Annotated in this window: 14 protein-coding genes; 8 read left to right on the plus strand and 6 right to left on the minus strand. The window is 43.4% G+C overall.

Features of this window, described 5'->3' with window-relative positions; genetic code table 11:
* Nucleotides 1-107: 107 nt before the first annotated feature.
* From gluQRS to sfsA, 3 genes are all read right to left on the minus strand, one after another.
* The gene (gene gluQRS / locus PTE_RS19655; protein WP_036849743.1) at nt 108-995 is read right to left on the minus strand and encodes a tRNA glutamyl-Q(34) synthetase GluQRS; all 888 of its coding nucleotides are present in this window, start codon (nt 993-995) and stop codon (nt 108-110) included.
* A 62-nt stretch (nt 996-1,057) separates the two neighbouring features.
* Nucleotides 1,058-1,513 carry an RNA polymerase-binding protein DksA gene (gene dksA, locus PTE_RS19660; protein ID WP_036840254.1) on the minus strand — a complete coding sequence of 152 codons (456 nt, stop codon included), beginning with the start codon at nt 1,511-1,513 and terminating at the stop codon, nt 1,058-1,060.
* 191 nt (nt 1,514-1,704) lie between these two features.
* Nucleotides 1,705-2,415, minus strand: a complete 711-nt coding sequence (sfsA, locus tag PTE_RS19665; RefSeq protein ID WP_036849744.1) for a DNA/RNA nuclease SfsA — start codon at nt 2,413-2,415, stop codon at nt 1,705-1,707.
* A 91-nt stretch (nt 2,416-2,506) separates the two neighbouring features.
* Here sfsA and hrpB point away from each other — a divergent pair, with 91 nt between their 5' ends.
* The 6 genes from hrpB to PTE_RS19695 all read left to right on the plus strand — a co-directional run bounded on the left by hrpB (nt 2,507) and on the right by PTE_RS19695 (nt 11,058).
* Nucleotides 2,507-4,945 (plus strand): ATP-dependent helicase HrpB, encoded by a 2,439-nt coding sequence (hrpB, locus tag PTE_RS19670; RefSeq protein WP_036849745.1) that lies wholly within the window; start codon nt 2,507-2,509, stop codon nt 4,943-4,945.
* 95 nt (nt 4,946-5,040) lie between these two features.
* On the plus strand, nt 5,041-7,503 hold the full coding sequence (gene mrcB, locus PTE_RS19675; protein WP_036849746.1) for a bifunctional glycosyl transferase/transpeptidase: 2,463 nt from the start codon (nt 5,041-5,043) through the stop codon (nt 7,501-7,503).
* A gap of 390 nt (nt 7,504-7,893) precedes the next feature.
* Nucleotides 7,894-9,567 (plus strand): S-type pyocin domain-containing protein, encoded by a 1,674-nt coding sequence (locus PTE_RS19680; RefSeq protein ID WP_036849747.1) that lies wholly within the window; start codon nt 7,894-7,896, stop codon nt 9,565-9,567.
* A gap of 14 nt (nt 9,568-9,581) precedes the next feature.
* The gene (locus PTE_RS19685; protein WP_036849748.1) at nt 9,582-9,836 is read left to right on the plus strand and encodes a bacteriocin immunity protein; all 255 of its coding nucleotides are present in this window, start codon (nt 9,582-9,584) and stop codon (nt 9,834-9,836) included.
* A 14-nt stretch (nt 9,837-9,850) separates the two neighbouring features.
* Nucleotides 9,851-10,591, plus strand: coding sequence for an S-type pyocin domain-containing protein (locus PTE_RS19690; protein ID WP_280739725.1), 741 nt, complete (start codon nt 9,851-9,853; stop codon nt 10,589-10,591).
* Nucleotides 10,591-11,058, plus strand: a complete 468-nt coding sequence (locus PTE_RS19695) for a DUF6392 family protein (RefSeq protein ID WP_036849750.1) — start codon at nt 10,591-10,593, stop codon at nt 11,056-11,058. Before PTE_RS19690 ends, PTE_RS19695 begins: the two co-directional genes overlap by 1 nt.
* Nucleotides 11,059-12,040: 982 nt before the next feature.
* Here the strand turns inward: PTE_RS19695 and PTE_RS19700 are convergent.
* Nucleotides 12,041-12,628 carry a beta-class carbonic anhydrase gene (locus tag PTE_RS19700; protein WP_036849751.1) on the minus strand — a complete coding sequence of 196 codons (588 nt, stop codon included), beginning with the start codon at nt 12,626-12,628 and terminating at the stop codon, nt 12,041-12,043.
* Nucleotides 12,629-12,959: 331 nt separating this feature from the next.
* Between PTE_RS19700 and PTE_RS19705 the strand changes: the two genes are divergently transcribed.
* Both PTE_RS19705 and PTE_RS19710 read left to right on the plus strand, forming a co-directional pair.
* Nucleotides 12,960-13,220, plus strand: a complete 261-nt coding sequence (locus tag PTE_RS19705) for an antitoxin (RefSeq protein ID WP_036849752.1) — start codon at nt 12,960-12,962, stop codon at nt 13,218-13,220.
* A gap of 8 nt (nt 13,221-13,228) precedes the next feature.
* Complete coding sequence (locus PTE_RS19710; RefSeq protein ID WP_203448946.1) at nt 13,229-13,615, plus strand: type II toxin-antitoxin system VapC family toxin; 387 nt, start codon at nt 13,229-13,231, stop codon at nt 13,613-13,615.
* Nucleotides 13,616-13,678: 63 nt separating this feature from the next.
* Here the strand turns inward: PTE_RS19710 and hemL are convergent, their stop codons facing one another.
* Together hemL and PTE_RS19720 are read right to left on the minus strand one after the other, a co-directional pair.
* Entirely contained in the window at nt 13,679-14,962 is a 1,284-nt protein-coding gene (gene hemL, locus PTE_RS19715; RefSeq protein ID WP_036849754.1) for a glutamate-1-semialdehyde 2,1-aminomutase, read from the minus strand.
* A 51-nt stretch (nt 14,963-15,013) separates the two neighbouring features.
* A complete protein-coding gene (locus PTE_RS19720) occupies nt 15,014-15,799 on the minus strand; it encodes a DUF1460 domain-containing protein (RefSeq protein WP_036849755.1) in 786 nt (261 codons plus the stop codon).
* Nucleotides 15,800-16,121: the final 322 nt, after the last annotated feature.

Consider the following 16,121-nt stretch of genomic DNA (forward strand, 5'->3'; position numbering starts at 1 on the left):
TCGATAAGTAACTAATCATATAAAACGAATAAAAAACAGCAGCTAATCATAGCCTACTGTGTATTTTTTGAGAATGGTTGTTATGACTAACCTTAACTTTATTCACGTTACCTGTATATTTTACCTTGCCGTGGAATTCGATCCAAATCCCAACGTGCTGTTGCTTTTTTCAACAATTGATCGCGGGAAAGATCTTGCCAGTTTTTTATGACAGGCTGATTAAGAAAAGATAATGCTTCAATTAATAACGGCCGGGGATCATCTAATGGGATTGGCTGGGCGTGATTTTGTTTGGAAAGTTTGTTGCCGTCCTTATTCAGAACCAGTGGCAGGTGAATGTAATCAGGTAGCTTGAGATTTAATTGCTGATAAAGTGCAATCTGGCGGACAGTTGGCTCAATTAAATCAGCGCCTCTGACGACCTCAGTCACGCCTTGGTAATCATCATCGATAACAACTACTAAATTATAGGCAAATAGACCATCACGACGATGAATAATAAAATCTTCTTCAGCCATGACAGGATCGGCGTTTAGGTATCCCTGCAACTTATCTTTAAAACCATAAACAGGGTTGTTTTGTTTTAGCCGGATTGCGGCGTGATTAACAGGCAAATTTAATTCACGGCAGTTTCTGTCATAAAAACCATTAACTTGTTGAATACGTTGACGGGGACAGGTGCAATAATAGCTTAAACCCTGTTGTTGTAACTGATTAAGTATATGACGGTAAGCTTCATGGCGATGAGATTGATAGAGAATTTCACCATCCCAATGTAACCCATAATGCTCAAGAGCGTAGAGAATACGGCTGGCCGCACCGGGAACCTCCCTGGGGGGATCAATGTCGTCAATACGTATCAGCCACTTTCCTTGGCAAGCTCGGGCTTGCAAATAGCTGCCAATTGCGGTGATTAATGAACCAAAGTGAAGATCACCAGAAGGTGAGGGGGCGAAACGCCCAATATAAGCGCGGGGACGTTCAGGTTTTATCATATGGGGATCAGCGAGGGTTGTTCGTACGGCGCCGTTAAGGCGCCGTATCAAAACACCATTAATTAGCCTGCCATCTGCTTTTCACGGATTTCGGCCAGGGTTTTACAATCAATACACAAATCTGCGGTTGGACGGGCTTCCAAACGACGGATGCCTATCTCAACGCCACAGGATTCACAAAAACCGAAATCGTCGTCTTCGACTTTTTTCAGTGTCTTCTCGATCTTCTTAATCAATTTACGTTCACGATCACGGTTACGTAATTCAAGACTGAACTCTTCTTCCTGCGCTGCACGGTCAACTGGGTCTGGGAAGTTCGCTGCCTCATCTTGCATATGAGATACAGTACGATCGACTTCATCCCTGAGCTGATTGCGCCATGCTTCAAGAATTAGCTTGAAATGCGCCAACTGGGCATCGTTCATGTATTCTTCACCTGGCTTCTCTTGGTAAGGTTCTACCCCAGCGATGGCGAGAATGCTTAAGGACGAGGTTTTACGTTTTTGCCCTTCTTGCATAATACTTCTCCTAACACACGCACTATCAAACGAACCCCTAGCGGGGAAAAAAACAGGCCGCTATAAATAGCAGATGGAGCATGGGTTGGCAATTGTTCCTGCCATTAGTTTCACAATGGTGTGAAGACAAACGTAGTGAATGACTTTACACCCTCTACAACTTGACTGTAAATATTAGGTCAATCAATAAATTAACGACTTAGTACAAAAGTTAACTTATCGCCTAAAACCATCCCTTTTTCTGTAATGCTTGCCTGGTAACAGATAACTTCGACCCCAGAGTTTCGTGCTTGTTCCAAAAGAGATGAATAATTGTGATCAATATGCGCAGCCGCCGCGACTTGCCTGATGCCAGAATGCAAGACCGCAAAAAATAAAACCGCTCTTTGTCCTTGCTCCGCTATGTGTTGTAGTTCCCGTAAGTGTTTCTGCCCACGGGTAGTAACAGCATCGGGGAAATAGCCACAATTTTCCTGGAGAAGCGTCACTGATTTCACTTCGATATAGCAATTAATTTGTTGCTCTGCCTGTAACAACAGATCTATCCGGCTACTCTCTTTGCCATATTTTACTTCCCGGCTGATTTTTTTGTATTCAGAAAATTCTGAAATCGCATTTTGTTGAATCGCCTCGGCCACTAAATCGTTTGCTCTGAGCGTATTGACACAAATCCAGTGACCATCCTGTGTTTCGGTCAATTCCCAACTGTTGGGATACTTACGCTTTGGATTGTCAGATGTGGAGTACCAAACGGTATCTCCTGGCGTAGCGCAGCCAGTCATCGCGCCGGTGTTGGCGCAGTGGATAGTCAGTGTTTCACCTTCCGGTGTGATGACATCAGCCAGGAAACGTTTATAACGACGAATCAGAGTGGCGGATTGTAAGGGAGGATGGAACTCCATAAAAACTCCTTAATGACTGATGGCATAAGATTGAAGCAGGCAATGCTACAATGTTGGCCGTTGAAAGTTAACTTTCTTTAATGGAGTATTTGTGTCTTTACTGCCTGTATACGAGGTCGTCGAATCTGTCCTGAGTGCGCTGAAAAGCTCACCACAGGTGCTGCTTCATGCGCCTGCCGGTGCTGGAAAATCTACGGGTTTGCCACTGGAAATTCTGAAAAGAGCAGATTTTTCCGGACGTATCATTATGTTAGAACCACGGCGGATTGCCGCTCGCAGCGTTGCCAATCGTCTTGCGGTTCAACTGAATGAAAATACCGGTCAGACCGTGGGTTATCGGATGCGCTCAGAAACGAAAGTGAGCACGGCTACCCGTCTTGAAGTGGTAACCGAAGGTATTTTAACCCGTATGTTACAGCAAGATCCGATGCTGGAAGGTGTTTCACTGGTGATTCTGGATGAATTCCATGAGCGCAGCTTACAGGCTGATTTAGCGCTGGCATTATTGCTGGATGTACAGGCAGGGTTGCGGGATGATCTGCGGATTTTGATCATGTCGGCTACGTTGGATAATCAGCGGCTCTCTTCTTTATTACCTGATGTGCCGGTGATTATTTCCGAAGGGCGTAGCTTTCCTGTCACCAGAAATTATCATCCTCTGCCTGCTTATCAGCCTTTTGAACAGAGTGTCGCCACTGTTGTATTACGGTTACTCCAGCAAGAGCAAGGTTCTGTGCTGTTGTTTCTGCCGGGGAGTGGAGAAATTCAACGGATATTTGGACTGCTTAAAGGGAAAGTTTCTGCGGATACCGATCTTTGTCCGTTATACGGTGCTTTGTCATTGGTTGAACAGCAAAAAGCGATCGAATCTTCACCGTTTGGACGCCGTAAAGTTGTTCTGGCGACTAACATTGCGGAAACCAGTCTGACGATTGAAGGTATCCGGTTGGTGGTTGATAGCGGTCTTGAGCGTACAACACGTTTTGAACCCAAAAATGGGTTGACTCGTCTGATGACTCAACGTATCAGTCAAGCTTCTATGACACAGCGAGCTGGCCGCGCAGGGCGGTTAGAAGCCGGAATTTGCTGGCATCTGTTTAGCCAGGAACAGGCAGAAAGAGCAGCAGACCACAGTGAACCTGAAATCTTGAATGCAGATCTCAGTAGCTTATGGCTCTCCTTATTGCAGTGGGGATGTCGCGATATTTCCCAATTACACTGGCTGGATATGCCTCCTGTGGCGTCGCTGGCGGTAGCCAAATCGCTTTTATTACAGTTAGGTGCGGTAAGCCATCACAATCAGTTGACGTCTAGAGGCAGAAAAATGGCGGAGTCTGGCAGTGATCCACGCCTTGCTGCGATGTTATGTGCTGGTTTAGAACAGGGAACCGATGCGTTGGCAACCGCCGCTATGCTGACAGCGATTCTGGAAGAACCGCCTCGAGATGGTCAGCCGGATATCACTTATTGGGTTGAGCAGCGTCAAACTCAGTGGTTACGACGGGCAAAACAGCTAGCCAGAAATATGAACGGTAATTTTGGTGAGCCAACCAGTGGATTAGCGGCAATGTTATTGGTTCACGGTTTCCCTGACAAAATAGCCAAAAATCGGGATAAGCATGGGCGTTTTCAACTGGCTAATGGTCTGGGTGCGATGATCGATGATGAAGAAAAGTTATCAGATGAATCGTGGCTGGTGGCACCTTCGTTATTACAAAATAGCAGAAATCCTGATGCCCGCATTCTGCTGGCTTGTCCGTTGGATATTGAACAATTGCTACAGCAACAACCGGATTTATTCAGTGAACAAAGTATCGTTGAATGGGATGACAATAAAGGAACATTGCGGGCATGGAAACGGCTGCAATGTGGGAGTCTGGTAGTAAAAGCGCAACTATTGGCAAAACCTTCAGATGAACAATTACAACAGGCCCTGCTAAACTGGTTACAAAGTGAAGGATTACAAGCGTTGAATTGGTCACCTGAGGCTGTGCAATTATGTACCCGTATTCAATGTGCGGCTAAATGGTTGCCTGAAATACAGTGGCCTGCGGTAGATAATGATTCTTTGATGGATTCTCTTGATCATTGGTTAATGCCGTTTCTTATTAGTGTGCGTGATTTGAAGGGGTTGAAACAGATTGATTTGTTGCCGGCATTGGCAAGTTTACTTGACTGGCAACAGCGCCAATGTCTGGATAATGAGCTGCCCATTTATTACACTGTTCCTACCGGCAGTCGGATAGCAATCAATTATTTCAGTGATAAACCACCGGTATTATCAGTGCGGATGCAGGAAATGTATGGTGAGCAGCAAAGTCCATCGTTGGCAAAAGGGCGGGTAGCATTGGTACTTGAATTATTATCGCCGGCCCAGCGCCCATTGCAGATCACGCAAGATTTGGCTGCTTTTTGGCAGGGGGCATATCGGGAAGTGCAAAAAGAGATGAAAGGGCGCTACCCAAAACATCTATGGCCGGATGATCCGGCAAATACGGCACCCACTCGGCGGGTAAAAAAATATTCGTAATAGAATTTAACAACTTTCTTGTAGGCGAATAAATTCATTAAAAAAGATATGAATACCCATTATTCAGCGTTTGAATGGCTTTGGAGAATTTTGGAATGTCTGGTGAAGATCATCAACCAATCGGACGTAAAAGCAAGAAACCGGTATCCCGCCGTAAACCGCCATCGAAAAGACGGCATTTGTTGGATGATTATGATGATGGTTACGAAGATGACGACTACGATGATGAAGAGGATCAACCCATGACAAAGAGAGGCAAGTATTCCTATCCACCTAAGAAAAAGTGGCGTTGGTTCTGGTTATTATTCAAGATATTTATTGTCTTTGCTGTGTTGCTGGGGGGGTATGGTGTTTATCTGGATGGCAAAATTCGTGACCGCATTGACGGAAAAGTCTGGGATCTGCCTGCGGCAGTTTATGGCCGGATGGTCAACCTTGAACCGGGCATGAACTACAGTAAAAAAGAGATGGTACATCTGCTGGAAGGAATGCAGTATCGCCAGGTGACGAAAATTACCCGTCCTGGGGAGTTTTCTGTCAGAGGCGAAACCATTGAGATGCTGCGCCGTCCATTTGATTTTCCTGACAGTAAAGAAGGGCAGATCCACGCTCTGTTGACTTTCAGTGATAACCGTTTGGCAGGGATAGAAAATATAGAAAACCAACGTCAATTTGGTTTCTTCCGTCTTGATCCTAAACTCATTACCATGTTGCAGTCACCCAATGGTGAGCAGCGGTTGTTTGTGCCGCGCTCTGGTTTTCCTGATTTACTGGTCAATACCTTGCTGGCGACAGAAGACCGTCATTTCTATCAACATGATGGTATCCGCATCCTTTCTATCGGGCGTGCGTTTCTGGCTAACTTGACGGCGGGGCGCACTGTTCAGGGAGGAAGTACCCTGACGCAACAATTGGTCAGAAACTTGTTTCTGACCAATGAACGTACCTTGGTGCGTAAAGCGAATGAAGCTTACATGGCGGTTTTGATGGATTACCGCTACAGCAAAGATCGTATTCTCGAATTGTATCTGAACGAAGTTTATCTGGGGCGAAGTGGTGGTGAACAGATCCGGGGGTTCCCGCTGGCGAGTCTTTATTATTTTGGCCGTCCGGTGGATGAATTGAGTTTGGATCAGCAGGCGTTGCTGGTCGGCATGGTGAAAGGTGCTTCACTCTATAACCCGTGGCGTAATCCGAAACTGGCTCTTGAGCGCCGTAATGTGGTGCTTAAACTTTTACAAAATCAGCAAATTATTGATGAGGACCTTTATAAACTACTGAGCGCCCGCCCACTTGGGGTAAAACCGAAAAGTGGTGTCATCACGCCACAACCTGCGTTTATGCAACTGGTTCGTCAAGAGTTGCAGGACAAACTGGGCGATAAAGTTAATGATTTATCTGGTGTGAAAATCTTTACGACTCTTGATCCGGTATCCCAGGATGCAGCTGAAAACGCAGTGGAAGAGGGAATTGCTAGCCTGAGAAAAACCCGTAAAATCGCCGATCTTGAAGGGGCAATGGTGGTTGTCGATCGCATTAGTGGTGAAATCAGGGCGATGGTTAGTGGTTCTCAACCGCAGTATGCCGGATTTAACCGGGCCATGATGGCGCGCCGCCCGATTGGTTCTTTAGCAAAACCCTCTACTTATCTGGCTGCACTGAGTGAACCTGATCAGTATCGATTGAATACCTGGCTGGCGGATGAACCCCTTTCCGTGAAACAGCCGAACAGTAAGGTTTGGGAGCCGAGAAACTATGACCGCCGCTTCCGTGGACGTGTCATGTTGGTGGATGGGCTAGCTAGTTCACTGAATATTCCGACGGTGAATCTTGGATTGGCTGTTGGCCTTGATCATGTAAGCAACACACTGATCCGGCTTGGTGTTCCGGCAGACGTTATCCAGCAGGTTCCGGCTATGTTACTGGGTTCTCTCAGCTTGACACCGCTGGAAGTGGCTCAGGAATATCAGACGATGACCAGTGGCGGCAACCGCGCAACGCTTTCTGCGTTACGTTCTGTCATTACAGAAGAGGGGACGGTGATATATCAGAGTTACCCGCAGGCTGAACGGGCTGTTCCTGCTCAGGCGGCTTACCTGACACTGTATGGTATGCAGCAGGTTGTGGCGAATGGGACTTCGCGTTCTCTGGCGGGTAAGTTTGGTCGTTATAATCTGGCAGGTAAAACCGGTACAACCAATGATCTGCGTGATAGCTGGTTTGCCGGGGTAGATGGCAAAGAAGTGGTGATTTCATGGGTTGGCCGGGATAACAACGATCCGACTAATCTGACTGGTGCCACTGGTGCGCTAAATGTGTATCGCCGTTATTTGGAAAATCAGACACCGCTGGTGCTGAACAACATTCCGCCAGAAGGCATTGTCGATATGGTGGTTAATCAGGACGGCAGCTTTAATTGTAGCGGTGGCAGTGGCTGGAGAACATTACCGGTTTGGACTTATGATCCACAGAGTCTGTGCCAGCAAACAGCGGTGTCAGCACCTGTTCAGCAACAAGAACAAGCGCCGGGCTGGTTGCGGGAGATGTTTGGTCAATAAATGAATATTTGATCAGATGAATGACAAAGCGCTGATCTTTAGGTCAGCGCTTTGATTTTCTGAGTATTGTTTTTCGGCTGCAAAGCCACCGTTCACCGTTTTTTTCATCAGCTTCCCAAACATACCGCGTCATTACCTTTTCAGCTTTACACCATTATCGCAGTAGTAATGCTCATATATGTTTCATATTTGCATGAAAAATGTTGCAAAATATGGGTTTTTACGCCCATCTGAGACGAAAAAATCAGTAACTTTCGGAATATTCCTATATGTTTTTTAAGTAAAATCTGATGAATTATTGATCATGCATATTAAGTAATAGAGTGGTAAGAATATGATGATTCCAGTCAGATCCTTTCTTCATGCGGTTAGTCAATGGAGAAATGAATAGTGGCAATAGGGTATTTCCTGCTCGTAGGTGACAAAACAACCTGTGGTGGTCAGATTATTACTGGTGACCACACCATGACATTTGATGGACGGGCAACCGCTCGTGAAGGGGATAAGGTTACCTGTGGTAAACATTCTGGTACTTACATGATCGTCGGTGGTATATCAGATATGTTTGACATGGGACAACGGCTGGCTGGCACACTGGATAGTGTCAGCACCTGTCCCTGTAAGGCTCGGTTTATCAATTCCATTATGGATTGCTATGAGAAAGAATCTCAGCCGGTCAATCAGGCCGTGGCTCCGGCTAATATGGCTGCGCAGAATCTCTCATCGCCTGCGGGGAAAACAGCAGGTGTTCAGTCCGGGCCGACGCCTGTCCCGAAAGCACCGCCGCCAATACCGGTGTTTACGAAATCTTGCTTGCGGGGCAAAGGTTGTACTGATGCTGGAACCGAAGCTGAACCCGCAGATAACTTCGGCAGAATGGCGATATATCAGGTTCCGTCATCTCCTGTTCCCGTAACGCCGCAAAAACCAGAACCGCCTCCACAGGGCAAGCAACACCCACCTGAACCGGATAAACCGCAGGATAAAAAATTACCGTGGTATAAACGGTGGTTTAGCCGTGGCAAAGATAAAGCCGAAGCAGCCGCTACCGCTGTGGCCGCAACTGCCCGCAGCGCAGTAGCGGAAGGGGAAGAGCTGGTGATGCGTTACATTGGTGGAGGTGCTACCAGTGCCGGGCGCTGGCTGGCGGCACCCAATCCGGTAACGGTTGGGTTAATGGGGCTGTTTTATTCACCGGAGTTGAATCAGGGCGAGGAGGATTACTTAAATCAGTATCAACTCAGGCAAATAGCCGAACAGTTCGGTAAGGCTCCGACTCGTGTACGTTTCCGCTGGATCAGAGATGAAAAAAGCGGCAGGATGACTATTCAGGGGTATCACGTCAGCCTGGAAAGTGGGTTGGATAAAGTGCCGGTTCATATGATGAAGCTGAATCGGACCACGGGTAATTATGAGTTTTGGGAGCCGGGAGAGCACAGGCCGACGATTTTATGGACGCCGAACGAACAAGAGTTTAAAGTTCCGGCCCATACCGGGAATGAAGAACAGCCGTTTATTCCGTCACAAATAACCGTGTTGCCGATCCCGGATAAAGTGGGCAGTGATATTGAATCGCTACCGATGCCGGAAGAGAAGGATTTCCGCGATTATATTTTGGTATTTCCAGCCGATTCTGGCATGAAACCGATTTACGTGATGTTCAACACCCCCCGAAATCAACCGGGGACGGTAACCGGCCAAGGGCAAAAAGTCGAAGGCAACTGGCTAAGTCGCGCAGGACAAGATATGGGAGCCCCAATTCCCAGTCAGATAGCGGATAAGTTGCGTGGGAGGACATTTAATAACTTTGATGATTTCAGAAAGGCATTTTGGAAAGAGGTTGGAAACGATCCTGAGTTAGCAAAGGATCTTTCTGATGTAAATAAAAAAAGAATTAAAGAGCTTGGATATGCGCCGTTTGCCATTCCGATTGAACAAGTAGGTGGAAAGAAAAAATTCGATATCCACCATGTAAAACCAATTAAAGATGGTGGGGCTGTCTATGATCTCGATAATTTACGGGTAGTCACCCCAAAAAAACACATTGAACTCCATTCTAATTAGAGAGGGGATGTAAGATGGAACTGAAAAACAAACTGGAAGATTATACTGAAGCTGAATTCTTATCCCTATTGAATAAAATATGGGCTGTGGATGTTTCAGAGGAAGAACATGATAATTTAATAGATCATTTTGAAAAACTTTCAGAACACCCGAACGGAAATGGACTAATTTTTTATCCAGAAAATGGAGTTGAAGATAGTCCAGAAGGTGTGCTTAAAGTGATAAAAGAATGGCGAGCGAAAAATGGCAAGCCGGGTTTTAAAAAGTAGCCGTAATTAAGTAAATGATGAAAAGGATTCTTACAATCCTTTTCATCATAGGCAGGTTAATACCTTTCAGGACGATGAAGCTGAATCGGACCACGGGTAATTATGAGTTCTGGGAACCGGGAGAGAACAGGCCAACGATTTTATGGACGCCGAACGAACAGGAATTCAAAGTTCCGGCCCATAACGGGAATGAAGAACAGCCGTTTATTCCGTCACAAATAACCGTGTTGCCGATCCCGGATAAAGTGGGCAGTGATATTGAATCGCTACCGATGCCGGAAGAGAAGGATTTCCGCGATTATATTTTGGTACTCCCCATTCCGAATATGCCGCCGGTGTATGTGTATTTGAGTAAACCGCCGGTGAAATTGTTTGAAGTGGATTTGTACAGCAATTTTGCGGGCAGACCAAGGAATGGAACACATGCTGATCATATGCCTTCGGCTGCTGCGGTTAAAAAACATTTGAAGAGATTAAATTCCAAATTAACAGACGCCCAATTGAATCAGCTATCTAAAGATGTTGCCGCAATCATCATTCCAGCTGAGATTCATCAGAAGCTCAGTGCTACCTATGGAGGCCGGAATTCTCCAACTCAAATAGAACAGGATGGAAAGGACTTGAAGGCAGCTGTAAATCGTGATTTTAATACAATAAAATCAGAGCTGAAAAACTATGGTGTAACAGAAGAACAGCTTGAAAAAGCTAGAGAAAAGATGCATGAGATTAATCAGAAACAAGGGTTATACGAATAATGGCGATTAACATTGAAGCGTTAATTAATAGTTTAGGGAGAGACTATAAAAATATTTTTGATGAAGGGCTAATTCCTTATAAAACGAAGCCAAGTGGTTTTCCTGGTGATGAAGTGATATGTCTGGATATGATAAGAGAAGGGGTTTTTTTGTCTTTTTATAGGAAAGATAGAAAATTAAAGGAGATTACATTAACCTTAATTAATAATAATAAGCCTACTTACTTATTCCCCGGTGAGTTGCCATCACCATTAATCCTTAAAATGTCACGTAAGTGGATTCATGAGCATTTTGGGGAGCCTGAGAAATCTCACCCTCCCGAGATGATTATGAAGCGCCAGTTTGGTTGGACAGAATTATATACATTACTTGATTTTCATATTCCCACAAGTATGCAAATTTCTTATGATCTAACTGAATTGGTTGAATCTTTAACTTTTTTACCCACATCAGAAGTACGTTGGTAGTCAATAATAAACATGGGAGATTCTTTTTAAGAGCCAATTCATTTGTGAACAGCTTGGAAATTCAAATAGCAGATGAATTGGTTTCACCAAGAGCAGAGGTTATACAAATAATGGTGGTTAATGTTGAAGTGTTAATAAATAGTCTAAGAAAATCTTATTAGGAAATTTTTTATTGAAGAGTAATCTCTTAATTATTTTTCTTGGATAAAGGGTGTTAATTACGACTATTTAATCTATTTACGACAAAGTTTACTCCAGATTGAAAACGTTAATAAAATCATTTCATTTTGGAAAATGTATTTTATGATTAAACGACTCATGTTCTTATTTTTCTTTTTTCCCAAAATGGATATAAGCATTAACAGAGTCAATTTTTGTTTTTCATTTTTTACTGATAGTTTTATAATAAGCCGGTTTTAAACTGTTTTAAAAGTCATGGTGTTAATCCTCGGTTTTAATCTGGATAAAATTTTAACCACTTTTAACGTCTGCTTTTTATCAAGTTTAATCATTATGGCATATTGTAGCTTTACGTTTAATGAACATTAATCATAGCCGATTTTAGCTTTACTGACGTTGTTTTACCGGAAATCCTAGGTAGTTTTAATAAATTACCACCCTTTATTTTATCTTGATAAATCAGTAAGTAACCTGATGAGATTAAAGATATCTTTACGGATAATCAACTTTTTTCAAGGCTTAAATCCCGCCAGATTAACCGTTTTATCCATTTTTTTATTGCGTTATTTTTAGGGTTTCCTTCACAAAATAATGGCGAGAAAGCGTTTAAATATCCGCCTGTTCGGATAATATTCCTGTATTCGCATTTTTAAATGGTTATAGCAGTAAAATAAGCAGAGTATAAAATCGCTGATAAGAAACCCCACGCTAATCACTGGTGATTGAGCGTGGGGAGTAAATCACACAAGTCTATCGTAAATCAAATATCTTCAATGATTACGGGTATACCAACAAGTTTGATTCACGACTCTACATTTACAATGCTTGTTGCTTCAGGAACCTCAATTAATTTTCCTGACTTCACATCATAGATGTACCCATATATAGCAATATTTTCGGGCACAAGGGGGTGAGTACGAATACGGTGAATATCTTCAACTAAACTATTAACTCGATTATCAATGGTAAGCCATTTGATATATTTTCCCTCGGATGAACCTGTGCCGTTGCCGATATCTTTAAATCCCTCATCCGTCATGATGACACTTTCCAGGCTGCTTTCCAGTAGATCGCCCATGATATTGTCTGTAAAAAGCTCCATCCCACAATGAGTATGATGAATGACAAACCACTCTTTTGTTCCAAAAAGTTTGTAAGAAATTATAAGTGAACGAATGGCGTCATCACTGGCTCTTCCGCCTGCGTTACGAATAATATGAGCGTCACCTTCCGATAAACCTGCAAATTTTGCTGGGTCCAGCCTGGCATCCATACAAGTCAATATGGCAAATCGTCTGACAGCCGGTAAACCAAGATTTTTTTTATCATCACCAAAAGTTGTTGCATATGCAATATTAGCATCACTTATTTCTTTGATAACGTTGCTCATCCTCTCTCCTTCATATTTTCTGGTTTAGTAAATTATGATGTAAAACAAAAAGATAGAAATAAAACTCAACTTCTTGATAAAGCCAGAATATCTATTTAATAAATGAATATGAGTCTGAAAACACGGAATACATAAATAAAATTTATGAAAAATATATACTTGTATCCTTTGTGCTGGTCAAGTGAAACAGGGTGTTTTTTTGAAGGGCAACGGATTTATAACTTACCGTTAAATCGATAGCTCTTTATAGCATCATGTTTGATCTATATCTTGAGATATACCCACACTTGTAATATGCTTTGATATATACCAATCAGTATTAGGAGGTTGTATGGGGCATATAGCTAAATTGTTTATGAATGGGAGGAGTCAAGCGGTACGTCTGCCAGCGGCTTATCGATTTGATTCTGATGAAGTTTTTATCCGAAAGGATCCTGAGACAGGAGATGTAATACTGTCCCGTAAGCCACACAATTGGGATGGATTTTTTGCGGCATTGAAGGGAACAACTATTCCTGACGATTTTCTGAGTGAAGGAGAACGGTGTCAGCAAGAGCAATCTCGTGATCCGTTTGAGGGATGGGAAGAATGAAGCATTATATGCTTGATACAAACGTAGTAGGGCATTTTATCAGAGGGCACCATTCAGTCGTGCAGCATGTTCTATCTGTGCCAATGTCGTCACTTTGTATTTCAGCTATTACAGAAGGTGAATTATTGTTCGGATTGGCGCGTCGTCCAGAAGCAAAGCAACTCCGTATGGCAGTAAGAGAGTTTCTCATGCGGATTGATGTCTTACCTTGGGATAATTCTGTTGCTGAACACTATGGTATGATCAAGGCTGAGATGCAAAGACAGGGTAAGATATTAGCACCACTTGATTTACTTATTGCAACGCACTCGCTAAATATGAAGATGATATTGGTTACAAATGATCGTGCTTTTCAATATGTACCGGGATTGCATATCGAAGATTGGACTGTTTAAATTGAAGTTACCTGATGTTATGAGCGCCGTAAAAATACGGCGCTGTTATTTGAAGCAAAAAAATTATTTTAATTTGGCAAAGCAGCGGGCGGCAGCATTAACAGTACGTTGAATATCTTCATCAGTATGAGCGATAGACATAAAACCCGCTTCAAATGCAGAAGGAGCTAAATAAACCCCTTCATCAAGCATCAGATGGAAGAAACGTTTAAAGCGTTCAATATCGCAATTCATCACATCTTGATAACAGGATACTTTCTCCGCATCAGTAAAGAAAATACCAAACATCCCGCCAACATGGTTAACCACCAGCGGAATGCCAGCCGCTTTTGCTGCTTTCGTCAGGCCAGCAGACAAGTTATCTGTCAGTTCAGTCAGGCGCTGATGTACACCGGGCTGAGAAACTTCTTTCAAACAAGCAAGACCCGCAGCCATGGCAATTGGATTGCCGGATAAGGTTCCAGCCTGATAAACCGGGCCGGTTGGTGCTAATTTTTCCATCACTTCATGACGTCCACCGAAAGCACCAACGGGCATACCACCACCAATGATTTTGCCAAGGCAAGTCAGGTCAGGCTCTACATTGTAATAAGATTGCGCACCGGATAAGGCGACGCGGAAACCTGTCATCACTTCATCGATAATCAATAAAGCACTGAATTCATCACACAGTGCGCGCAGGCCAGGTAGAAATTCTGGCAGTGGCGGCACGCAGTTCATATTACCGGCAACGGGTTCGACAATAATACAGGCTATCTCTTCAGGATATTTTTCAAACGCTTCCCGAACCGAATCCAAATTGTTATAGGTACAGGATAGTGTGTGTTTGACGAAATCAACCGGAACCCCCGGAGAGTTTGGTTGGCCGATAGTCAGCGCGCCAGAACCGGCTTTGACCAGCAGGCAATCAGCGTGGCCGTGATAACAACCTTCGAATTTGATGATCTTATCGCGGTTGGTATAGCCACGAGCCAGACGGATAGCACTCATGGTCGCCTCTGTGCCTGAGTTGACCATGCGCACCATATCCATTGATGGCACCAGTTCAGTCACTAATTGAGCCATTTCTACTTCAGTGGCAGTGGGTGCACCAAAACTTAACCCTTGTTCGGCGGCTTTGATGACTGCATTACGGATAGCGCTGTGGTTATGCCCCAATACCATGGGACCCCAGGAGCCGACGTAATCAATATAGGCTTTACCATCAACATCATAGAGATAGGCACCGTCAGCGTGTTTGATAAACCGAGGCGTACCGCCAACGCCGTTAAATGCACGTACCGGAGAATTGACGCCGCCGGGAATAAGCTGTTTGGCCTGAGAATAGAGGATTTCTGATTGGCTCATTAAAAGGCTCCTGAATGTAACTTTAAATGGGTTTATCGCTTGCCTCACTGATTATAATGATCTTAGGACGATAATTCCGGGTTTATTCTTTACGTAATCAAGGAATGGTGAATCGACCACTTTTTTATTGGCTGCAAGTGAAGACGCATTTCTAAACATTGGGCCATTATCTGTCATAATAAAAATCCCTGTATGCGTGACATCCAGCCCGGCAATATGGGTGTATGTTCCTATATAATCTCCCGTTTTTAAGTGTTTAATCACGGAATCATTCACTTTATTACCTGGAATATATTGAATATCTCGGCTGATAACACCAAGTCCGGGGATATATTCGCCACCATCCGCTTTTCTATTCAGACTTTTTGTGATTTTTATGTAAGAAGAACTTATTTCATTCGTCACATCTTTGGCATTTAATTTTTCTCTGGTTGACCAGTCTGTGAAGAAATGTTTTCTTTGTAAAAAACTGATTTTTTCGTCGATATACCTTGTCTGAATGAGATTCTTTATAAAATCCTGTTGGTCATTTGATTTCCTTAGCGATTCTACGTAATCAAGAAAAGTAAAACAGTCCAGGCCGCTAAAATCTATAACTAATTTTTCAGGCTCAGTCGGGGAACCGACCAGTTTGTTTGCGACATAAGGTGTGTTGATGAACTGATAAGAGATATTTTTTATCATTTCACCAGGATTGTCTTTATTTCCCGGTTTTATCTGGTTTTCTATGATGTCATTAATTTTCTTCGAGGTATAACTGTCAATATCGACTGGCTTGCTATGGGCTACGCAGCCTGCAAGGGTGACAACCAGCATAAGTGGTAATATTTTTTGCATAAGAACTCCGCATGGTGACTTTAATAAATATTCAATAAAGTAACTAATAATCATGATAAATCAATAAATTTTCCTTTTTATAGTGAATTGATTAACTGATGATTGAACTATACTTCATTCAGGATCCAGAAAGTGCTTATTGATATTGTCTGAATTCTGCATATCTGTCAGTGGCTGTAACTGGTGGTCTCATTTGCCTCTTTTCACTGGTGCATTTTGGACTCGCTGATTCATCAAGGGTTAACCTCAATGTTAAAAGATGCTCAGACAACTTGTTAGCTATTCTTGAGTTGCTGAAATGACAAAACTTGAACGAACTAAC

It is taken from the genome of Photorhabdus khanii NC19 (assembly GCF_000517265.1).
Lineage (GTDB): Bacteria > Pseudomonadota > Gammaproteobacteria > Enterobacterales > Enterobacteriaceae > Photorhabdus > Photorhabdus khanii.